The 21,090-nt window shown below is 62.6% G+C and carries 18 protein-coding genes; 9 read left to right on the top strand and 9 right to left on the bottom strand.

Annotated elements, in window-relative coordinates:
• Positions 1–21 precede the first annotated feature (21 nt).
• From FHU29_RS21235 to FHU29_RS21225, 3 genes are all read left to right on the top strand, one after another.
• Positions 22–846 (top strand): DUF3097 domain-containing protein, encoded by an 825-nt coding sequence (locus FHU29_RS21235; RefSeq protein ID WP_064438818.1) that lies wholly within the window; start codon positions 22–24, stop codon positions 844–846.
• An 88-nt stretch (positions 847–934) separates the two neighbouring features.
• A complete protein-coding gene (locus tag FHU29_RS21230; protein WP_064438819.1) occupies positions 935–1,366 on the top strand; it encodes an NfeD family protein in 432 nt (143 codons plus the stop codon).
• The gene (locus FHU29_RS21225; protein WP_064438820.1) at positions 1,366–2,526 is read left to right on the top strand and encodes an SPFH domain-containing protein; all 1,161 of its coding nucleotides are present in this window, start codon (positions 1,366–1,368) and stop codon (positions 2,524–2,526) included. Before FHU29_RS21230 ends, FHU29_RS21225 begins: the two co-directional genes overlap by 1 nt.
• A 70-nt stretch (positions 2,527–2,596) precedes the next feature.
• Here the strand turns inward: FHU29_RS21225 and FHU29_RS21220 are convergent, their stop codons facing one another.
• The 4 genes from FHU29_RS21220 to FHU29_RS21205 form a co-directional block, all read right to left on the bottom strand.
• Positions 2,597–4,105, bottom strand: a complete 1,509-nt coding sequence (locus FHU29_RS21220) for a flavin-containing monooxygenase (RefSeq protein ID WP_064438821.1) — start codon at positions 4,103–4,105, stop codon at positions 2,597–2,599.
• 115 nt (positions 4,106–4,220) lie between these two features.
• A complete protein-coding gene (locus FHU29_RS21215; protein ID WP_083962106.1) occupies positions 4,221–4,841 on the bottom strand; it encodes a hypothetical protein in 621 nt (206 codons plus the stop codon).
• Positions 4,841–5,434: a hypothetical protein gene (locus tag FHU29_RS21210; protein WP_064438822.1), complete on the bottom strand. Its 594-nt coding sequence runs from the start codon at positions 5,432–5,434 to the stop codon at positions 4,841–4,843. Before FHU29_RS21210 ends, FHU29_RS21215 begins: the two co-directional genes overlap by 1 nt.
• A gap of 43 nt (positions 5,435–5,477) precedes the next feature.
• Positions 5,478–6,275 carry a TVP38/TMEM64 family protein gene (locus FHU29_RS21205; RefSeq protein ID WP_232322858.1) on the bottom strand — a complete coding sequence of 266 codons (798 nt, stop codon included), beginning with the start codon at positions 6,273–6,275 and terminating at the stop codon, positions 5,478–5,480.
• 156 nt (positions 6,276–6,431) lie between these two features.
• On the opposite strand from FHU29_RS21205, the gene FHU29_RS21200 reads away from it, so the two are divergent.
• Genes FHU29_RS21200 through meaB form a run of 3 tightly spaced genes read left to right on the top strand, consistent with a single transcriptional unit; the run spans position 6,432 to position 11,610 of the window.
• Positions 6,432–8,348, top strand: a complete 1,917-nt coding sequence (locus tag FHU29_RS21200) for a methylmalonyl-CoA mutase family protein (RefSeq protein WP_064439101.1) — start codon at positions 6,432–6,434, stop codon at positions 8,346–8,348.
• 53 nt (positions 8,349–8,401) lie between these two features.
• The gene (scpA, locus tag FHU29_RS21195) at positions 8,402–10,636 is read left to right on the top strand and encodes a methylmalonyl-CoA mutase (RefSeq protein WP_064439100.1); all 2,235 of its coding nucleotides are present in this window, start codon (positions 8,402–8,404) and stop codon (positions 10,634–10,636) included.
• A gap of 2 nt (positions 10,637–10,638) precedes the next feature.
• Entirely contained in the window at positions 10,639–11,610 is a 972-nt protein-coding gene (gene meaB / locus FHU29_RS21190; protein ID WP_064438823.1) for a methylmalonyl Co-A mutase-associated GTPase MeaB, read from the top strand.
• A 12-nt stretch (positions 11,611–11,622) separates the two neighbouring features.
• Here the strand turns inward: meaB and FHU29_RS21185 are convergent, their stop codons facing one another.
• From FHU29_RS21185 to FHU29_RS21165, 5 genes are all read right to left on the bottom strand, one after another.
• Positions 11,623–13,308: an ABC transporter ATP-binding protein gene (locus tag FHU29_RS21185; protein WP_064438824.1), complete on the bottom strand. Its 1,686-nt coding sequence runs from the start codon at positions 13,306–13,308 to the stop codon at positions 11,623–11,625.
• On the bottom strand, positions 13,305–14,075 hold the full coding sequence (locus FHU29_RS21180) for an energy-coupling factor transporter transmembrane component T family protein (protein WP_083962107.1): 771 nt from the start codon (positions 14,073–14,075) through the stop codon (positions 13,305–13,307). The genes FHU29_RS21185 and FHU29_RS21180 overlap by 4 nt, the downstream gene beginning before the upstream one ends.
• Before the next feature lie 6 nt (positions 14,076–14,081).
• Positions 14,082–14,873 (bottom strand): hypothetical protein, encoded by a 792-nt coding sequence (locus FHU29_RS21175; protein ID WP_064438826.1) that lies wholly within the window; start codon positions 14,871–14,873, stop codon positions 14,082–14,084.
• 78 nt (positions 14,874–14,951) lie between these two features.
• Positions 14,952–15,635 carry a hypothetical protein gene (locus tag FHU29_RS21170; protein WP_083962108.1) on the bottom strand — a complete coding sequence of 228 codons (684 nt, stop codon included), beginning with the start codon at positions 15,633–15,635 and terminating at the stop codon, positions 14,952–14,954.
• Positions 15,625–16,650, bottom strand: a complete 1,026-nt coding sequence (locus FHU29_RS21165; protein WP_064438828.1) for a nucleoside hydrolase — start codon at positions 16,648–16,650, stop codon at positions 15,625–15,627. Before FHU29_RS21165 ends, FHU29_RS21170 begins: the two co-directional genes overlap by 11 nt.
• Before the next feature lie 186 nt (positions 16,651–16,836).
• Here FHU29_RS21165 and FHU29_RS21160 point away from each other — a divergent pair, with 186 nt between their 5' ends.
• The 3 genes from FHU29_RS21160 (at position 16,837) to FHU29_RS21150 (ending at position 21,002) form a co-directional block, all read left to right on the top strand.
• Entirely contained in the window at positions 16,837–17,430 is a 594-nt protein-coding gene (locus FHU29_RS21160; protein WP_064438829.1) for a TetR/AcrR family transcriptional regulator, read from the top strand.
• A gap of 139 nt (positions 17,431–17,569) precedes the next feature.
• Positions 17,570–18,493, top strand: a complete 924-nt coding sequence (locus FHU29_RS21155) for a nitroreductase family protein (protein ID WP_064438830.1) — start codon at positions 17,570–17,572, stop codon at positions 18,491–18,493.
• 97 nt (positions 18,494–18,590) lie between these two features.
• A complete protein-coding gene (locus FHU29_RS21150; RefSeq protein ID WP_083962109.1) occupies positions 18,591–21,002 on the top strand; it encodes a serine/threonine-protein kinase in 2,412 nt (803 codons plus the stop codon).
• Positions 21,003–21,090: the final 88 nt, after the last annotated feature.

The following is a 21,090-nucleotide window of genomic DNA, read 5'->3' as shown; positions in this document are numbered from 1 at the left end:
CTAGCTCATAAGGTTTCCGCCGTGGTGGATGACAGGTATTCAGGGGACATCCTTTCGGGCCATTCACGGTCGCAGCGAAAGTCATATCCGGCGATAGCCGCGGAGCACGGCATGGTGGTGGAAGACGCCGCGTCGGGCTACTGCGGGGCGATTCTCGGGTTCGAGCGCACCTACGATGGCGACTTCGTGCGGTTAGAAGACGCGTCACGATGCACGCGGCTTTTCCGCCTGCGCGAAGGCGGGTTCCTTCTCGAAGGGCGACGGGTAACGCTGACGAAACCCGCAGTCCGCGCTGCTGCGGCGCCGCGAAAGTCGGCGTCCGGTTCGGTGCGCGTAGCTGATGTCCGTGCGCGAACCGCGCGCGCGAGCCGGATCTGGGTAGAAGGCGTACATGACGCCGAACTTGTCGAGCGGGTGTGGGGGCACGATCTGCGCGTGGAGGGTGTCGTGGTCGAACCTCTTGACGGTCTCGATAATCTCGGCGAGAAGCTTGCTCGTTTCGATCTGGGGCCAGGCAGCAAAGTGGGTGTGCTCGTTGATCACTTGGTAGCCGGTTCGAAGGAGTCGCGTCTCACACAGAGTCTTGGACCGTACGTGATGGTCACAGGTCATCCATACGTGGACATTTGGGAGGCGGTCCGGCCTAAAGCGGTGGGAATCACGGCGTGGCCCAAGGTCCCGATGGGGCAGGACTGGAAAACCGGAGTATGTGACGCCCTCGGCTGGGGAACGCCGCAAGACGGCTGGCGGCATGTGCGAAATTCAGTATCAAGCTTTCGTGATCTCGAATCCGATCTGATTGGCGCGGTCGAGAGGCTCGTGGACTTCGTTACAGAACCCGAATAGGCGCGTGCGCTCGTAATTGTTCGCGAATACTTGCCGACGTCATACGGGCGCGGTTGCCGGAATCGGTAAACGCGACTTAGATGGAGGCGTGGCAGCGATTCTGTGGTTTGTAGGCGCAGTGCTTCTTGCTGTCGCTGAGCTTCTAGTCGGTGAGTTCTTTCTGCTGATGCTCGCCGGTTCGGCACTCGCGACAGCAGGATTCAGCTGGATTTTCGATTTCCCGGTCTGGGTGGACGCGCTCTTCTTCTTGGTGATGTCGATAGCGCTGCTTGTCGGTGTGCGGCCGATCCTGTTGAGGAAGCTTCATACCAAACCGGCGATCGAGGGGACCGTGGCGGAACTGGAAGGCCGTACCGCGATCGTCACGCGAGAGATTACCGGCGAACAGGGCCAGATCAAGCTCATGGGGGAGCTCTGGACAGCACGCGCACTCGACACTACGGAAAAGTACCCTGAGGGGACATCGGTGACCGTGGCACATATAGATGGCTCGACAGCCATCGTTTGGAGGCAGCTCTGATGGAAGTTCTCGTCGTTGTCGCAGTTCTCATACTGCTCGCCGTTGTGATACTCGCGAAGTCGGTGGTGCTGATTCCTCAGGCGGAGGCGGCGGTCATTGAGCGCTTCGGCAAATACACGCGAACAGTATCTGGACTTAACTTTCTCATCCCATTCGCTGATCGGGTTCGGTCCCGCGTAGATACGCGCGAGCAAGTGGTCTCTTTTCCGCCGCAAGCCGCGATCACGAAAGATAATTTGCGGCTGATGATCGATACGGTTGTCTATTTCCGCGTGACGGAGCCGAGAGCTGCGGTGTATGGCATCAACAACTACATCGGCGGTGTTGAGCAGCTGACGGTAACCACGCTGCGTAACGTAGTGGGTGGCATGACGCTCGAACAGACGCTGACATCTCGCGATGCGATCAACCAGCAGCTCAGTGGCGCATTGGATGAGAAAACCTCCAACTGGGGCCTGAAGATCGGTGGCGTGGAACTCCGCTCGATTGACCCGCCGCCGTCGGTGCAGGAATCGATGGAAAAGCAGATGAAGGCGGATCGCGAGAAGCGGGCGATGATTCTGACAGCTGAGGGGCAGCGGGAGTCCGCGATCCGCTCAGCTGAAGGTGAAAAGCAGAGCCGGATCCTGCAGGCAGAGGGTGCGAAGCAGGCGACGATTCTCGATGCCGAGGGTGAACGGCAATCCGCGATTCTGCGGGCGCGGGGCGACAGGGCGGCTGCGTACCTGAGGGCTCAGGGTGAGGCCAAGGCGATCGAAAAAACCTTTGCCGCCATCAAAAAAGGCCGGCCAACGCCAGAGCTGCTTGCCTACCGGTACCTGCAGACCCTGCCTGAGATGGCTAAGGGCGATGCGAACAAGGTCTGGGTCGTTCCCAGTGACTACAACGCTGCGCTGCAGGGCTTCGCGAAGCAGCTTGGCGCGCCAGGACAGGACGGGGTATTCCGGTTCGAACCGAGCGAACCGGACAGCGACCTCCCACGTCCGGAGGACGATCCCGACGACATTGAGGACTGGTTCGATATCAGTACCGATCCGGCGATCACCGCGGCCGTCCAGGCCGCCGAGGCAGAAGCGCAAAAGCCAGTCGAGATAGGCTTGTCGGAGCTGTCCGGTGGCGTGCCGGGCATGATTCCACCGAGTTCAGCACCACAGGAGTAGGTAGCGCCAGAGCAAGCCAATAGTGAAGCTTTTGCCCCCGTGAGGAGGGTAAAAGCTTCACTATTTTTGCTTACACGTCGGCCACCGCAATGTGGTGTTCCGGATCAGCTTTGGCTGTCAGCTTCCGGTAGGTGAAAGTGAAGCCAGGCCACAAAGTTGTGTTTCGGCCTTTGTCATCGATGTACCAGCTATTGCACCCGCCCGCCAGCCACACGGTGCCCTGCGACTTCTCCTGAACAAAGTCGACCCATTCTCGCTGGGCTTGCGGCATGGGTTCAATCGCGACGAGTTTTCTTTTGTCGAGTTGCGCGATGGCATCGAGGATATAGCGCAATTGCGATTCGATGATGAAAACGATCGAGCTGTGGCCAAGTCCGGTGTTAGGGCCCACCATGTGAAAATAGTTGGGGAAGTCAGCGACGGTAATCCCGAGGTACGCTTCTGGGCTACCTTTCCAAACCTCATCGAGTGTGCGGCCAGATCGCCCTTTCACGTTCTTCGCGATAGCGGCGTCGCTGACGTGGAAGCCGGTTCCGTAGATTATGCAATCGACGGGATACTCTGTGCCATCTTTGGCAATCACCGAGTTTTCAGTGATCCGTTCGATTCCCGTTGTGTTAACGTCCGCGTTGCCCTGGTCTAGAGCCCGGTAATACGTGTTGGACATAAGGACACGTTTGCAGCCGAGCTGGAAGGTCGGGGCTACCTTCTTGCGGAGTTCCCGATCTTTGATCTGGCGCCGGATGTTGTATCGTCCGACGGCTTCGGCAATGCGGAGGGCGGACCGTATCTGGGTGAAGCCAATAACGTAGCTTTCTCTGTACCAGTAGGTGATATATCGCGCTAGGCGCTGCATCAGCGGTACGTGGCGGAACATTCGTTTCTCGAGCTTGGTGTACGTCCGGTCGCGACGCGGCAGGATCCACGGCGCGGTGCGCTGGAACAGTACAAAGTGTTCGACCAGTGGCTGGATCTCCGGAACGAACTGAATCGCGGAGGCGCCGGTGCCGATGATGGCTACCCGTTTACCGGCGATGTCGTACTCGTGGTCCCACCGGGCAGAATGAAAAGCGTTGCCGGTGAACGCTTCTTGCCCCGGGATCTCGGGGATTGCCACATCAGAGAGTGGGCCCGTGGCGTTAATGAAGATTGTGGCGCTGACCGAACCGCGGTCGGTGGTGATCTGCCAGCGTTTCGCTGCATCGTCCCAGTAGGCGTCGAGCAATTCGGTGCGCAGGTGGACTTTCGGCATCACGCCGAACTCGCGCGCCATGCGCTGCAAGTAGGCGTAAATCTCGGGCTGCGGCGAGAATGTGGCGCTCCAGTGAGGGTTCTGCGCAAATGAATAGGAGTACAGCACCGAGGGCACATCGCAGGCGCAACCCGGATACGAATTGGCCTCCCACGTCCCTCCAACGTCAGCGGCTTTCTCAACGACCACGTAGTCGTTCATGCCTGATTGACTGAGCTGAATTGCGGCACCGAGGCCAGAGAAGCCGGCGCCAGCGACCAGGATGTGCACATGAGACGGAAGTGCTCGATTCGATTCTCGCCCGCCGAGACTGTTCGGTGCGGTCATGGATTCTCGCTTTCGCCGACTCTCCGAGTGCTTTGTGCAGCCGCGCGATACCCTCGCCGGTCCAGCTACGACGTTACTCCTGCGATGATCACGGTCCGATGAGATTGACGAGATCTCAGGTGACGATGAGGTATGCCGTGCCGCTCGCAGCCGCAGCCCAAAGAACACTTGTCGCAGTGCCGATGATGAATTGTTCCGAGGCATCGGGATTTCGGAGTTCCGGATAACGAGCGAGGCCCTTGACGGCCATGACGATTGCAATTCCTTGTGGCCACGCGGTGAGGATTGAGACAGCGACGGCCACGCGTTCAAGAATCCCGATTGTGAACCCGCCACGGAGTGGCCCCGGGGTGTCGAACTCGTCCTCGGTCGCGGTGCTGGGTTCCGCGTCTTCCCCAGCAGAATTGCCCGAGTCGCGGTTCTCCCGCTGCGGCGGGAGGTGGTGGCTCCGTCTTTCGCGTGCGGCCTCCCGGTGGGCCAGGCTGAATGCGCCGAGGACCACCGGTGAGCCGCCGACCGCAGCGACGGCAACGGCGATGACAAGTACGGCAACCTGCACGGCTGGTGCGGGTTCTGTGGCAACCGCTCCTGCTAGGGCCGCGGCCCCCAGGGCGAGCAGTGCTGATCCTGCGTGTACCCACGCTGGCAGTTCGGCGCGCTGCGGCAATTGGGCGGCAGGAGGGATGAGCGCGATGATGAGGGCGAGCACAAGGAACGCGATTGCGAGCGCTATCACTAGTCCTCGCTTCCTCTGTCCGCAACCTCCAGGAGGTATCTCGCGAGGTCGCGCGCGGGGCGCTCGACGTGCCACGCGGCGGCGGCCAGGCGCTGTGAGACTGCTTGTTTGCTGACTCCTAGCTGTGCGGCGGCTTCCGCTTGGGTCATGCCTTGCGCCATCAGTGCCACCGCTTCGTGCCCCTGCTGGGAGCGACGTGATACAAGGATCCCGAGCAGGGCGAGTGCGGTCTCCGCTCGCGCTGCCGTTTCCGGGACGGGCCCTGTCACCGCGATGCCCGCGAGGGAGTTCTTGGCTCGAGTGACAGCGTCACGAGCCGCTTCGAAGGCGGGCCCATGGCCGGCGCGTGTTGCTTGCGGCAGGGGTTCGCGTACCGTGCCGATTCCGATCCCGATGCTCCAGTGGCCATCACGGATGAGGCCTAGTGCTGCTTCGACCGCGGCATCAGCTCCGTCGATAACGCCCTGCAGTTCATCTCCGGCTGTGCGTTCGAACGGGCGAACCAGCACCTTCTGATTGAGTTCAGTCAGGACAGCGTCGACTCGGTCAATGTCGCGGCGGCTGTGCCGCTGGTCGACTGTCATAACGAACAAGGCGATGCCTCCCGCTGATTAAGTCAATACTCCCGACTTGATCTTAGTGCGCCGCGTCGCCGACTGGGTCGTGTGGCTGAAGGTGCAGTGCTTCACGCGCCCCGAGTTTGCTGTCCGCGATGAGGCCGATGACGCCGATGCCCAGCAGGGCGCCGGAAAGCAGGGCCAGCCGCGGATCGGTCTCGCCGGTAACTGCGTCGGCGAGGAGGATAACGCCCACAGTGCCGGGCATCATGCCGAAGAACGTCGCAACCGCGAAGGGGAAGACCCGGACTGACGACAGGGCGCAGCAATAGTTGACGACGGAGAACGGAATTGGCGCGATCAGTCGCAGCGACGCGACGGCCAGCCACCCGCGCCGCGCCAGGCGCGCGTTGACCTCGTGGAAGGTCGGTGCGGTGATCCGGGCGTGGACGAAATCCCGCCCGAGTACGCGGACGAGCAGAAGCGCGATCACGGCGCTGAGCGTCCCCGCTCCGATCGCGATCACGATGCCCGGAACGACGCCGAATAGCAGGCCACCGGTCACCGTGAACATGGTGCGGGGGATGGGGAACAGAGTGATTAGCACGTTTGCCACGAAGAAAAGGATCGGGAAGACCGGCCCAAATTCGGCCGCCCACTCACGCAACTCAGTCACAGTCGGTATCGGAACCCAGACGAGGACGACCGCGCAGGCGACAATCAGTATGAGTGCACCGAGAAGCCGTGTGCGGGAGAGTGAACGCGCCGACCGCGCGGTCTTCGACGCGGCCGCGGTCAGAGACTCCGTAACTACGGAAGCGGCGCGCCGGATTCCCCGAGATGTGCTTGGGGGCGCAATGGGCGGGTCGATAGTCACGAATGAAAAGACTACGGTGCTTTTTTCCGGCGGAGAAACAAAGCGGGCAAATGTCACATAGAGCCTGCGGCTTTTGTAGTGTGACGTGCATCTCTGCCGCCGCGTTGTTGGGAGGCGGGGCACTGACGGTTCATGTCGCACACTAAACTCATTCGAATGACGGTCGACCGAACAGTGGAAGCTGAGCCGGGTGTGGGCCCCGATATCGAGGCGTGGCGCCGGTCAGTCGCGGGCGTGCTGGCGAAATCGCGCCGAGTGAGTCCGGACGAACTGGGTGAACGTCCGGAAGATCTCCTGGCTATCAGAACCGAGGACGGCGTCACGATCCGCCCCCTCTATACGAGCGCGGATGTCGTACCCGAGCAGCCGCTGCCAGGCCAGTTCCCCTTCACTCGCGGTGGTGACCCCCTGCGCGACGTGAACCGTGGCTGGTCTGTCATGGCGCGGTTCGGGGTAAACGAACGGGATCCGGAGGCCGTCAACGAGAGCATCCTTGCCGCGCTTGAGAGCGGCACCTCTGCGTTGTGGCTGGCAGTGGGCGGCGACAACCTGCCCGTCGAAGCGATCGATCGTGCACTCAAAGGCGTGCTGCTCGATCTCGCTCCACTCACGTTGGACGCTGGCGATCAGGCCGGGGTGGCAGCTAACGCGGTGCTTGCCCTGCTCGATGCACGAGCACGTGAGGGTGACGGCGTCACTGACCGTTCTCGTGTTTCGATTGGACTCGGCGCCGCGCCACTTACAACGCTCTTCGCGAACGATCACAGCCCGGGTGTCGACCTGCCGGGCGCGGTCAGGCTGGCAGCGACGGCGGTGAATCGCGAGGAGACGATCCGCGCGCTGATGGTCGATGCGACTGTCTTCCATGACGCGGGCAGCAGCGACGCGCAAGAAATCGGTGCGGCGTGTGCTGCGGGCGTTGAGTATGTGGAGGCGATGCTCGAAGCTGGCCTCAGCATTGACCACGCACTGGGTCAGATCGAGTTCCGTTTCGCCGCCACTGATGACCAATTCCAGAGCACCGCTAAGTTCCGCGCTGCCCGGCAGGTGTGGGCGCGGGTCGCTGATGTATTTGAGGCTCGCGACGCGGGCGCCGCTCCGCAGCACGCGGTGACATCATCGGCGATGATGACCCAGCGTGACCCCTGGGTGAATATGCTGCGCACCACTGTGGCGGCCTTCGGAGCCGGTGTTGGTGGTGCGGACACGGTAACGGTGCTGCCGTTCGACGCGGCACTGCCCGCTGGTGCCCTGGGCGTGGCGGACAGCTTTTCGCAGCGCATCGCGCGTAATACGCAGTTGCTTCTCATCGAGGAATCGAACCTCGGCAGGGTTCTGGACCCGGCGGGCGGCTCGTGGTACGTCGAGAAGCTCACTTCCGACCTTGCCCACGCGGCCTGGGCTGTGCTCCAGAGCATTGACGCGGCGGGCGGCTACTCCGCCGTAGTGGAGTCGGGCTGGCTGCGCGGAAAGATCGAGGCGGTCCGCGCACACCGCGAGACGGAGATTTCCCGGCGGAAGATCAAGCTCACCGGTGTGAACGAGTTTCCTGACTCGGCGGAGAAGCCGCTGCCCGTCGGCGCGGACGGCACAGTGCCTGATCGCCTCCCCGCGGGTCGTGTCTTTCGGTACGCCGAGCCGTTCGAGAAGCTGAGGAATCGTTCTGATCGTCATCTTGCCGAAAACGGATCGCGTCCCACAGTGTTTCTGGCGCCGCTGGGTCCGCTGGCAGAGCACAACATCCGGACGACATTCATCGCGAACCTGCTCGGATCGGGCGGTATCGAGGCAGTTAACCCCGGCGCTGTCGAGTCGTCCGGCCTTGCCGATGCCGCACGGCAGTCGGGAACCACGGTGGCAGTCATCTGTGGTACCGACAAACGCTATGCCCAGGAGGCGCCGGACGCGGTGCGTGCGCTGCGGGAAGCGGGCATGACGAGCGTGATGCTCGCGGGACCTCAGTCCGCGTACCCGGACGAAAATACGGATGTGAGCCCTGATGCATATCTGGGGGCGGGAATTGACGCGGTCGCCGCTCTTGCGGAACTGCTTGACACTCTGGGGGTCCAGTGACCACTGAATCAGCCGACAGGACGCAGACAGCGGGTCAGCAGCGGGACCGGAAGATTCCGCGCTTCGCTGATATCCCCTTCGTGGCCGCGGGAGCTGACCACCAGGCTCCTCCCACTGAGGAGGAAGCGCGTGCCCATGAGGCGGCAGCCGCACAAGCGAACAATTACGCGGTTGAAGACGTCGTGTGGCACACCCCAGAGGGCATCGACGTTCGGCCCCTGTTCACGTCGTCGGACCGAGCCAGGACCGTTGCTGAGGGCTACCCGCTCGAAACCGTTCCGGGTGCGGCGCCGTTCATCCGGGGGCCTTACCCCACCATGTATGTCAATCAGCCATGGACGATCCGCCAGTACGCGGGCTTTTCGACGGCCGCGGAATCGAACGCGTTCTATCGGCGCAACCTTGCGGCAGGCCAGAAAGGCCTTTCTGTGGCGTTCGATCTCGCGACGCACCGGGGTTATGACTCCGACCATCCGCGCGTGCAGGGCGACGTCGGAATGGCAGGCGTCGCGATTGACTCGATTCTCGACATGCGGCAGTTGTTCGACGGTATCGACCTGGGCGCCGTGTCAGTGTCGATGACCATGAACGGTGCGGTTCTGCCGATCCTCGCGCTTTATGTCGTGGCAGCTGAGGAACAGGGGGTGCCAGCGGAGAAACTGTCTGGGACCATTCAGAACGACATCCTCAAAGAATTCATGGTCCGCAATACCTACATTTATCCCCCGAAATCGTCGATGCGTGTCATTTCGGACATCTTCTCCTTTACAAGCACGAAGATGCCGAAGTTCAACTCCATATCTATTTCGGGCTATCACATCCAGGAAGCTGGTGCGACAGCAGATCTCGAGCTTGCATACACACTCGCCGACGGTGTCGAATACATCAAGGCTGGCCTTGAAGCTGGTCTCGACATTGATGCGTTTGCGCCCCGCCTGTCCTTCTTCTGGGGCATTGGTATGAACTTTTTCATGGAGGTCGCCAAGCTTCGCGCGGGACGATTGTTGTGGAGCGAGCTGGTCAGTTCGTTCGATCCGAAGAACCCGAAATCGTGTTCGCTGCGTACGCACTCGCAGACGTCAGGCTGGTCATTGACCGCTCAGGACGTGTTCAACAACGTCGCCCGCACGTGTGTCGAGGCAATGGCAGCCACCCAGGGCCATACGCAGTCTCTGCACACGAACGCGCTCGACGAGGCGCTGGCGCTGCCCACAGACTTCTCCGCCCGTATCGCGCGCAACACGCAGCTGCTGTTGCAGCAGGAATCCGGAACGACTCGGCCCATCGATCCCTGGGGCGGCTCGTACTACGTCGAGACCCTGACTCACGAACTGGTGAAACGGGCACGAGCTCACATCGACGAAGTCCGCGAGCACGGGGGCATGGCGCAAGCTATCAGCGACGGCATACCGAAGCTGCGAATTGAAGAAGCCGCGGCACGCACCCAGGCGCGCATTGATTCGGGCCGGCAGCCGGTCATCGGCGTCAATAAATATCAGGTGGACGACGACCACCCGATCGAGGTTCTCAAGGTGGAGAATTCTCGTGTGCGGCGCGAACAACTCGAGAAGCTCGAGCGTTTGCGCGCAGACCGCGACGCGACGGCAGTTCGTGAAGCCCTTGAGAAGCTGACTCAAGCCGCCGCCAATCCGGCGCCGGGCCTGGAGCATAATCTCCTTGCTCTCGCGATTGACGCGGCGCGTGCGAAAGCGACAGTGGGGGAAATCTCCGATGCACTCGAGAAGGTGTACGGCCGTCATCAAGCCGAGATCCGCACTCTCAGCGGTGTTTACAAGGACGAGGCGGGATCCGTGAGTAACGTCGCTAAAGCCACCGAACTCGTTCAGCGTTTCGCCGAGGAGGAAGGTCGCCGCCCACGCGTTCTCGTGGCGAAAATGGGCCAGGACGGGCACGATCGCGGCCAGAAAGTCATCGCGACGGCGTTCGCCGATATCGGTTTCGATGTCGACGTGGGACCCCTGTTCCAGACGCCCGATGAGGTGGCACAGCAAGCTGCCGACAACGACGTGCATGTGGTGGGTGTCTCCTCACTGGCAGCCGGCCACCTCACCCTCGTGCCTGCGCTGCGGGACGCGCTCGCCGAGGCCGGCCGCCCCGACATCATGATCGTCGTTGGCGGTGTGATCCCGCCCGGTGATTTCGATGAGCTTTACGCAGCTGGTGCATCGGCGATCTTCCCGCCGGGAACCGTGATCGCTGACGCCGCGTCCGGCTTGCTGCGTACCCTCGCTGACCGCCTCGGCCACGACCTAGGTGAGACCGCCTGACGATGGATGCTGATGCGATCGCGACGGCGGTCCAGGAGAACCGCCGCGCGGATCTCGCGCGGGCAATCACGCTCGTGGAATCGACACGCAAAGACCATCGTGACGCTGCCCAGCAGATACTGCTCAAACTGCTGCCCGGCGCGGGCAGTGCCTACCGCGTCGGCATAACCGGTGTTCCTGGTGTGGGCAAATCCACGTTCATCGACGCGCTCGGCATGTATTTGCTCGAGCAGGGTCACAAGGTCGCGGTGCTGGCAGTAGACCCTTCATCGACGCGTACCGGTGGGTCGATTCTCGGCGATAAGACGCGGATGGCCCGTCTGTCGCTCGAACGTGATGCCTACATCCGTCCGTCCCCGACAGCGGGCACACTCGGTGGCGTCGCGAAGGCCACACGAGAGACGATGATCCTGGTTGAGGCAGCGGGTTACGACGTGATCCTCGTGGAGACCGTTGGTGTCGGACAGTCTGAGGTGGCGGTCGCGAACATGGTCGACTGCTTCTGTTTTCTCACACTCGCCAGGACGGGCGACCAGCTGCAGGGCATCAAAAAAGGTGTACTAGAACTCGCCGATGTAGTCGCGGTGAACAAGGCGGACGGCCCGTTCGAGAAGGACGCAAAACGTGCTGCTCGCGAACTCGCGGGCGCCATGCGACTGATTCATCCCCGTGACTCGCTGTGGATGCCGCCGGTGCTGACAATGAGTGCGCTCGAGGGCATCGGAATTGAGCGATTCTGGGAAACGGTTCTCAAGCACCGAGGCACGCTCACAGACGCCGGAGTGTTCGACGAGAATCGCCGTCGGCAGCAGGTCGAGTGGACGTGGAACATGGTGCACGACCAGATTCTCCAGCGTCTGGTGGATAGCCCCGAGGTGAAAGCGATCCGCGGTGACGTTGAGAAGCAGGTCCGCGAGGGCACGCTGACCGCCGCGCTTGGCGCGCAGCAGATTCTCGACGCGTTCGATAGCTGAGGCCGGGCCGAATTAGGCTGGCCGGGCGCCAAATGCGCTGCCGACCTCCGCGGGGGTGAGGGGGCACCAGCCCCACTGGAGGGCGCGGGCAAGCTGTGCGAGTTGCGGCAGCCGCCCGTAGAGGTCGCTGAGTATTTCACTGGCGCACATGTTGCGTGTTGTACGGTCCGCGGAAACACGCCCACCGCCCAGCAACACGATCCGGTCGCAGTTCTCGGCGACGAAATCGAGATCGTGGGTGATTGTCATAACGGTCCGGCCGGCGTCGCGCAGCTCCGCGATGATCCGGGCAACGAGACCGATGGCGCGCGCGTCGAGGCCGACTGTTGGTTCGTCGAGCACCACAATCGGCGTATTCATCGCCAGCACACTGGCGATGGTGAGGAGTTTGCGGTCCGCTTGCGACAGATCATGCGGGTGAATGTTTCGTTTGTCGCTTAGTCTCGTTGCCTCAAGCGCATCGTTCACAAGCTCGTCTATGGCTGTGCGTCTGAGCTGCCGTGGACCGAAGGCGACCTCGTCCTGAACGGTCCGGGCGAACAGTTGATCGTCAGGGTTCTGGAACACAAAGCCGATGGAGCGTGCGAGGATCTCAGGTTGCGTGTCCCGCGTGAGACGGCCACCGATTGAGACTGAGCCGATGTCCGGAAGCAAAGCCCCGCTGAGGACTCGCGCGAGCGATGATTTGCCGGCACCATTGCGCCCAACGATCGCGACCTGGTTTCCTGGCGGGACCTCTAGTGTGATGCCACGAAGTGCGTGCACGCCGCGCGGATAGCTGGCGTGGACGTTGCGCAGGACCACAGCGGGGACATTCTTCGGATGTGGCGCTGGCTCGGCCGGATCCGATGGCACTGCCATGGGGGGTTGAGGTTCACGCGCAAGAAAACCGTCGAAGGCGGCCACTGCATCGTCCAGCGAGACCGGTGGCATATCGGGTGCGATTGCGGCTTCCCATGCGGCCGCGGTGAACCGAGTCACCCCCGCCCCGGTCGCGGCTGCGAGTCGGGACCCAAGGACCGCACGCGGCGGACCCGAGATCACGCGCTGTCCCCCCGAGAGCAAGTGGATCGTGTCGGCATACTCGCGCAGAACCTCGGTTCGGTGCTCGACCATCACGACGGTCACGCCGGACGCCGCAATGTCACGGAGCGTTTCGCATACCCGTTCTGTGCCTTGCGGATCGAGCATGGTCGTGGGCTCATCAAGTACAAGAAGACGCGGGCGCTGGATGAGGGTTGCCGCGATTGCGACGCATTGTTGCTCTCCGCCAGACAGCGACTGCGGAGCGCGGTCGAGCAGCCCGCGTAAGCCGAGCCGGTCGGCGACATCGCGGACACGTGAAATCATGCGCTCACGCGGCACACCACGGTTGGCGAGCCCGAAGGCGATTTCCTCGGCGACTGATTCTGTGAAGCCTGTGAGCTGCAAAGGTGGATTGTCGCCGACGAACGCGACAAGCCGCGAACGCTGCAGAGCGCCCGCTTCGCGGATGTTCCGGCCACCGACTTGAATGGAGCCGGTGAACTGGCCGGGGCCGCGCCAGCCAGCGATCAGCTTCGCGAGAGTGGTTTTGCCAGCTCCGTTCGGGCCAACGATGCCGCAAATGCTGTTGCGCGGCACACTAAGGGACACGTCCCGCAACGCGAAATCATTCGTGCCGAAATACGTGTAGCTGACGTCCGAGATCGTGATCATGAGCGTCCCACCGTGAGCAGGACGAGGACGAACGTCAGCGTGACAATTGGCGCGAGAACACAGAATGCACGTTCGGCGGCCGAGAACGGTGCTGGTGAATACGCGGTCGGCCGCACCTGCGAACCGAAACCGCGCTGTTCGAGCGTGAACGCCCGTTGTTCGAGGTCGGCAAGCACGCCGAACACAACCGGTTTGACCACTGTAAGGAGCACGCGAGTGCGGTGAGCGAGGTTGCCCGTCGTTTGGAGCCCGCGGGCACGCTGCGCGGCGAGCACGGACTGTGCCCGATCATTCAGCGCGGGAATCAGCGCGATCCCTGACGTGACCATGTAGCTGATCTTGGGGTTCAGGCCCGCGGTCGTCAAAGACGTCATTAGCCTCGACGGCGCAGTGGTCGCGGTGAACAGTACGAAAGCCGCAAGGATCGTTGCGATTCGCAGCGCATAGAGCGCAGCGAACTCGAGCCCTTCCACGGTCAGCCGTGCCGGACCGAACCCTGCGAGCAGGGTTTCACCCTCGGGAAAAAACAAACCCTGCAGCAGGAAGGAAAGTACCGCGAAAGGCAATACCAGGCCAGCCCACCATTTGAGGATCTGCCGCGTGTTGTGCACCGTGACCGACAGCGTAAGCAGGGCGCCGAGTGGCACAACGAGCCACCACCATGCGGGAACAGCGAACACAAGCAGCGCGAGGCAGATGACCGCCACTAGTTTGGCCAAAGGGTTTCTGCGATGGAGCCATGATCGCCCGGGGGAATACAGTCGCACCGCTGCCTATTGTGCCGTACTGAGCGTGTGTTGCGCGGCAAACGTGAACTGCTGTGTGATCCGCAGCGGCAAGGCGGCGAGTATCAGCGCAACCATCGTAAACGTGATCGCTTTGTCGAGGGGATCGAAGAGCAATCCCTGGATTGTGGTCGACTCGAGTAGCGAGAGCTCGACCGCGCGCAAGGCAGCGACTACGGCAGTAGCCCCTCCGCCGGTGACACCGCCGAAGACGAAAGCCGCGATCGGAGCTGCGATGAGTGCCGCGCAAATTCCGGTCAGCCCTCCGCCGAATGGGACGAGATAGAAACGGCGGAACAATCCCGCTCGCGCGAGCAATCCGGCGAGAGCCCCAATCAGTGCGGCCACTACCGCAAAGGCGGCCGCGACGGGAGCAAGAGTCAGCCCCCAGACCACGCTTCCCAGTACGCCAGTTGCAACCCCAGCGGCAGGACCGGCGAGCGCTGCGACCAGAACGGTGCCTATCGAATCGAGATAGAGGGGGATACCCAGCAGCGACGTAATCTGGCCAACCACGATGTTCACTGCGATTGCGCTCGGAATAAGCACCACCGTCGTGAGTGGCAGCCGGTGCACGACACCGGCGAGGAGCAGCGCCGCGCCAAGCGTATTCCCGGCGAGAGCTGCGAGCGCGGGTACACCCGTGGCGTCTGCGAGGCCTTCGGGCCGCCAGTACACGAGTGACAGGTACGTCGCGATAATGAGGGCAGCACCAAGGCCGATGAAGATTCGATGCCGTATCAGAAGGTTCCCACCCGTAGAGGCCTCCGGGGCCGCCATTCCACACTCCTGCGTTGATCGTGCTGATTCAAAGTGGATATGCCAGCCGCCGCTGCCCCGACGGCGATGTCGAGATTATCAGGTGTCTTGGTTGTCCGGTGTTGCACCATCCTGGCCCCCATCACCGGTTTCCGCGCTGTCCTGTCGCGATGAGCGGTATCGCAGCGTGATGACCGTCGCGGAAAATAGCAGCACACCGGCGATTATGGTGGGGATGACGCCGACTTGGCTGACTGTCCACGTCGCGATCTGCCGCGACTCACTTCCCGGGTCAGCAAGCGCGACGAAGACGAATACGGCGGCGAGAACCGTCAGCACGCCAATGAGAGCCCTCGTGCGCCGCTGGCCGAATTCGGTCCGCTCGCTGAGGATGCGTCCAGCTTTGATGATTCTGCCCACCCGGAACAATCGGATGGCACCGACCCACATCAGGGCGCGGAGGACCTGTACTGGCCCGAATGTGAGCAACACTGCCGGGATCGTGACCAATGCGATGGCGAGTGTCCACCAGTGTCGCCGCGCCCAGCGAATCGCGTCGCCGCTGACGAAAAGCAGGATCAGCGACTCCCCGAGAATCACCACAGCCGATAGCCAGTTCAGGACTGTGCCGGTGGTTGCTGCCGCGCCGTCGAACAGCGTGAGAAAAACCGCCGGAACGGACACGATTGCCGCGATCAGGACGGGCAGGGCGAAGCGGCGTTCGAGTTCTTCGGCGCGGTCAAAGCTCCTGCGATGGTTGCCGCTGCCCGGCTTAGTCCCCACTGGACTCATTGAATGCGGCGGCGTAACCACCCACGCGCTCAATGAGGTGCTGAATAAACGCTTCAGGGTCGGTTGCCACAGCGATGTCCGCATTCGGGGCGCGGCCCCACATCCCAACCCAGTCGGCCACTGTGGCACCCCGGGTCAGCGTGCCGGCGAGTTCGACGTCGACGGTCGCTGCGCGCGTGCGCACCCACTGGGGGTTGAGCGCCACCGCAGCGGCGAACGGATCGTGGATGTGCGCGATGAACCCCTGCTCATAGGCCCGGTGAAATTCCATGTAGAACCGTAGAGCATCGGAGAGATGTCGTATCACGGGGTTCGGGCAGCGAGAGCGCTCGCCGAGGGGGTCGTCTGCGGCGATACGCTCAGGCGGCAGGCCCGCTGCCTTCGCGAGTTCAGCAACGTGGCCGGGTCGCAGGATGATGCGTTCGGTGAGGTTGAGCCCGCAGATGATCGGCGGCTCAGCCGAAGTGCCCTCGTCGAACGCATCGAAAACGATTTTTGCCGCCTCGGGATCGACGGAGATGTTCCACTCTGCGACGGGCGTGGTGTTTCCCGGATGGTTGAACGCACCGCCCATGACGACAAGACGTTTGAGCATCGACGGAAGTTCGGGCTCCTGCTCGAGGGCAAGCGCCAGGTTTGTCAGCGGACCGGTCACGACGCCGACGAGCTGGCCCGCGTGCTTACGTGCCAGATCCACCCAGACGTCGGCCGCACTGCGGCTGGACAGGGTCCGGGTGGGCTCAGGCAGTTCGGCGTATCCGACACCCTGCGGCCCGTGCGTCTCCTCGCTCGTCTGCATGGGCGCCGTCAAGGGAACATCCGAACCGAGCGCAACTTCGATATCCGGCGCGCCGCAAAGTTCAAGCCAGGCGAGGTTGTTCGTGGCGACCTGCCGCGCGGCTACGTTGCCGCCCGTGGCTGCGATGGCACGAATATCTGCCTCTGGACTTGCAAGGAGGTACAGGAGCGCGAGTGAATCGTCGATTCCAGTATCGACGTCTAACATCAACCGCTGGCGCAACGATCCTCCTCTCGACTCCCTGACGAACCTATCCGATGTGTAAACACAGGGCGCGGTGGGGGTGTGTGGTCATGCGCTGCCGGGCCCCTTCCGTGCTGCCGGAACATGCAGGATGACATAGACTTGAATTTCGGTGGCCAGTCCGGTGTGCCACGAGTGCGGAGGTGGAAGATGGCTGCGGCGCAGGGCTCACGCGTGAAGACCCGCGACAGAATGGTCTTCAGCGCGATCGAACTGATGCGCGAACGAGGGTCTGCAGGTGTGACGATTGATGCGATTCTCACGCGAAGTGAGGCGCCGCGTGGCTCGGTGTACTACCACTTTCCAGCAGGCCGAAATCAGATCATTGCGGAGGCGCTCGAGGGGTCGAGCAGAGCCATCAGCGCACTGATCGAGTCGTCGATCGCCGATGGACCGCTCGAGGGGCTGCGCAGGATCCGCGCGTTCTGGGCGCAGATTCTGCAATCGAGCGATTACCAGGCCGGTTGCCCAGTCGTCGCGGTCATCGCCGGTGGCGGTGAGGACGAACAACAGCACGCCCAGGTTGTCGCCGACACCTTCCAGGTATGGCAGGAAGCGTTACTCGAAGGGCTAGTGGGGGAGGGTGTCGCCCAGGCCCGCGCGCAGAGCCTGGCCACCATGATCATCTCATCCATCGAGGGCGCGGTGATCCTGTGTCGCGCAGAGCGGTCGGTGACGCCTCTGGATAGCGTGATTGCAGAGCTCGAGCAATTGATCACGCCCGCAATCGCGAAGGCCGGCTGACCAAAGTCCCTCCCGTTCAGGGACCAAGGGTCCACAATTCGTGGCTTGTGGCCGTGACGTGAGCACTCCTTCGAGAGCGATTCTGGTGAGGCAGAGATATCCGCGATATCCGCGACCAGTCGTACCGAATGGAGTGGCGATGAGCACCCCACCGAGCACCCCGGGCTACAGCCCAGTGGACAAAGTGCTGAATGCTGCCGCGCGTCAGTCAGAAACACCCGATTTCGCAGTGGTGCGTGAAGCCCTGAACCGCGCGCGCCGCGCTCCTTCAGTCTGGAACCGGCAGCCATGGCAGTGGCGTTACGACGGCGCACGCCTGCACCTTTTCGCTGATCCTGAGCGGATGTCTGGGGTGGTCGACCCTGACAGCAGGCTCCTTCTCGTGAGCTGCGGGACGGCTTTGCACCACGGCGTCATCGCAATGAAAGGCCTCGGCTGGGAGAGCACTGTATCGCGGTTTCCAGTTCCCGGAAATCACTTGCTTGTAGCGTCCATCCAGCTCTCTCGCTCTGTGAGTGGGGATGGTGACGAATTGGCGATGTTCCTCGCGCTCGATAGCCGGCGTACTGAGACCCGCCCGCTCGCGTCACTCGGTCCACTTTCACCGGTGCCGCGGCAACTCGCGCGTTTCGCCGAGCAGCGTGGTGTCGCCCTTACCGTCCTCGATGACCAGGGCGTTGATGCCATCGCCTCAGCAGCACGACTGCCAACCCGCTCGGCGCGGCTTTCCAACTGGGGACTAGAGCCCGACTTCGCGGACGTGTGTGTGCTCACGACGGCTGAAGACACCCCAGAGTCGTGGCTGCATGCCGGGGAGGCGCTTTCTGCTGTGCTCCTGTTTGCGACGTCGATGAATGTGGCGACGTGTCCTGTGGTGGACGTCGAGGAGCGGGCGGTGATCAGCCGGGAAGCCGGTCGGTGCGGCGGGCGGCCGCATCACCAGAACCGGGTAGCCAGCGAGCCGAGGTATGCCCAGGCAGTTGTCCGGCTCGGACTGCGCCGATTTCCGGTGCTGCGCAGGTCTCACCGGCGCAACGTTCGGGATGTCCTGCAATACCGCTGAAGCGAAGGCGCGCGACGCGCAAGTGCCCTAAACCGTAACGAACCGGGCGTATCCTGGGCGAGTAGTGATACCAGGACGACTGGGCGGTCGGTGCACGATGAAGGAATCACGTCGTTCGCGGGCCGAAGCGGAGGCAGCGTCCCGCAGTGGCCTGAGCTGGGCAGCGCAGGGCGTGACGCAGGGGCTTTCTGTACCAGCGGATGTAGCCCGGCGCTTTGCGCTCGAGTGGGAGTCTCAGGGCCAGCCACCTGAGCTGCGCCGGTTTGTGTCCACATCTCCTGAGTTGCGCCGGCTCTCGCTAATGGAACTCATCAAGGTCGATCTGCATTTTCGATGGTTGGAGTTCCATAACCCAAAGCGGCTGAGTGAGTATGTTGCGGAGTTCCCAGAATTGCAATCCGCTCCCTTGCCTGCCGATCTGATCGCGGTGGAGTTCACTGTCCGCAGACAAGCCGGAGAGAACGTTTCACTCAGTGAGTATCAGCGGCGGTATCCCGGAAATGCTGTGCGGCTCGGGGAGATGCTCGGAGAAGACACGCAACTTCCCGACGACCGAACCGCACCGCAGCCCGGCACCGGCTGGCTCGACGAGTCTGCTACTCGCACCGCCGCGAGCCCTCCGAAGAGTGACCGATCTGTGGGCAGCCGGGCGGCCACGGCTCCGGGCGCCGCACGTCCCACGCTCGACGACGTCGAGGTGGGTCAGCAACTCGACGACTTCGATCTTTTGTTATCGCTCGGCAGTGGCGCCTTCGCGCGTGTCTTCCTCGCACGCCAGCGATCCATGCAGCGCCTTGTGGCCGTCAAGGTCTCGCATGATCACGGGACAGAGCCTCAAACGCTCGCGCAACTTGACCACGATTACATCGTTCGCGTTTTCGACCAGCGGGTGCTGCGCAGCCACAATGCCCGGCTGCTGTACATGCAGTATGTTGCCGGCGGCACGTTGCAGGGCGTTCTGCAGCGTGTCCGGTCGACTCCACCGGACGATCGTACGGGCCGACTCCTGCTCGACGCGATAGATGACGTTCTGGCTGAGAAGGCGGCGATCCGTCCCAGCGAGTCCCCTGTGCGCATGATGATCAGCGCGATGTCCTGGCCGGAAGCGGTTGCCTGGCTGGGGAGATGTCTTGCTCTCGCCCTCGATTATGCGGCCGACCACGGCGTGCTGCACCGGGACGTGAAGCCAGCGAACATCCTCCTGACCACCGACGGTGTCCCTAAGCTCGCTGACTTCAACATCAGCTTCAGCAACGAGATCGCAGGTGATAATCCCGTCTCCTACTTCGGCGGGTCGCTCGCCTACATGTCGCCCGAACAGCTCGAAGCATGCCATCCCGGACATGGCCGGACACCGGCTGATCTCGACACCCGGAGCGACATCTACTCCCTCGGAGTTGTCCTGTGGGAGCTGCTCACCGGGAAGCGGCCTTTCGGAGAGGAGTCGCTGTCAGCGGAGACGCAGGTCGCGCTCGGCAATATGCTCGATCTGCGGGAACAGGGAATTGCACCGGAAGCTGAGGCGACGGTGCCGGTTGACTGTCCGGCCACGCTCCTGCGGGTCCTGCGTGTGTGCCTGGAGAGCGACCGTGACGACCGCTGGTCCTCAGGCGCGATCCTCGCGCAGCAGTTCGAGCTCTGCCTCGATCCACATGCGCGCGACCTCGTCGACCCGCCACCGCGAAGCTGGCGTGCCCGGATGGAGCGCTGGCTGTTCCCGATCGCGTTCCTTGCGATTGCCGCACCGAATGCTCTCGCTGGGGTGTACAACACCACACACAACCACTCGCTCATCATCGGCAAAACGGATGCCGCGACGGAGGCCGCCTTCTGGACAGCCGTGGGGCTCACAAATGGGATCCTCTGGCCGATCGGCGCTGTGCTGCTACTGACCTTTGGCCGACGGCTTCTGGTTATTCCCCGGGGCCTTCGCAAGGGAAAGCAATACGATCCAGAGACTCTCGCGCATGTGCGAGCGGATACCCTGTTGCTAGGGGACCGCGTCGTAATGGTGATCTTCGGGTTCTGGCTCACCGCCGCGTTCAGCATCCCCATCGGCCTGGAAGTGTCCGGCGGTACGCTTCCGCCTGGTGCGTATCTGCACTTTCTCAGTTCTCTTTCCGTTCATGGGGCGCTGGCAGTCCTCTATCCGTTCTTTCTTCTCAATTTTTATCTGTTGCGCTGCATCTATCCGATGTTCCTCAAACACGGTCAGCCAACCGTCGACGATGCGCGGAGGCTGCGGGGGCTGCGTAAGCGCTGCATGATTTATCTGCCAATCGCGGCGCTGGTCCCGCTGGCCGGCGTGTATGCGGTGACGTTCTTGTCGCCGGAGGACGTGCAGGAAGTGATTACCGGACTCAGCGTGCCCGCCATGTTCATAATCGTTGCTTTCGTGGTCGCCTACTGGCTGTACCGCTTGATGGAGGACGACCTCCGCGCTCTCGAGCGGGTGGTCGCCTCGGGCCTGCGCACAACGGAGCCCTCGCATCCCGCTGAGAGATCGTGATCTGCCGCACTTGAGCCGTGCGAGATTGATAATCTTTCGGCATCACGCCCTAGCGGTACTTCGCCGCGCTGGCGTTTACCAGGGGAGA

The organism is Hoyosella altamirensis, from assembly GCF_014191505.1.
Taxonomy (GTDB): domain Bacteria; phylum Actinomycetota; class Actinomycetes; order Mycobacteriales; family Mycobacteriaceae; genus Hoyosella; species Hoyosella altamirensis.
The sequence above is the reverse complement of the archived record's forward strand: the minus strand, read 5'-3'. Positions and strand labels throughout refer to the sequence as shown.

Coding starts and splice junctions, on each gene's coding strand:
- FHU29_RS21155 (WP_064438830.1), top strand. CDS start 17,570: ATGAGCACCCCACCGAGCACCCCGGGCTACAGCCCAGTGGACAAAGTG.
- FHU29_RS21225 (WP_064438820.1), top strand. CDS start 1,366: ATGGAAGTTCTCGTCGTTGTCGCAGTTCTCATACTGCTCGCCGTTGTG.
- FHU29_RS21160 (WP_064438829.1), top strand. CDS start 16,837: ATGGCTGCGGCGCAGGGCTCACGCGTGAAGACCCGCGACAGAATGGTC.
- FHU29_RS21150 (WP_083962109.1), top strand. CDS start 18,591: ATGAAGGAATCACGTCGTTCGCGGGCCGAAGCGGAGGCAGCGTCCCGC.
- FHU29_RS21200 (WP_064439101.1), top strand. CDS start 6,432: ATGACGGTCGACCGAACAGTGGAAGCTGAGCCGGGTGTGGGCCCCGAT.
- FHU29_RS21185 (WP_064438824.1), bottom strand. CDS start 13,308: ATGATCACGATCTCGGACGTCAGCTACACGTATTTCGGCACGAATGAT.
- FHU29_RS21220 (WP_064438821.1), bottom strand. CDS start 4,105: ATGACCGCACCGAACAGTCTCGGCGGGCGAGAATCGAATCGAGCACTT.
- FHU29_RS21175 (WP_064438826.1), bottom strand. CDS start 14,873: ATGGCGGCCCCGGAGGCCTCTACGGGTGGGAACCTTCTGATACGGCAT.
- meaB (WP_064438823.1), top strand. CDS start 10,639: ATGGATGCTGATGCGATCGCGACGGCGGTCCAGGAGAACCGCCGCGCG.
- FHU29_RS21165 (WP_064438828.1), bottom strand. CDS start 16,650: ATGTTAGACGTCGATACTGGAATCGACGATTCACTCGCGCTCCTGTAC.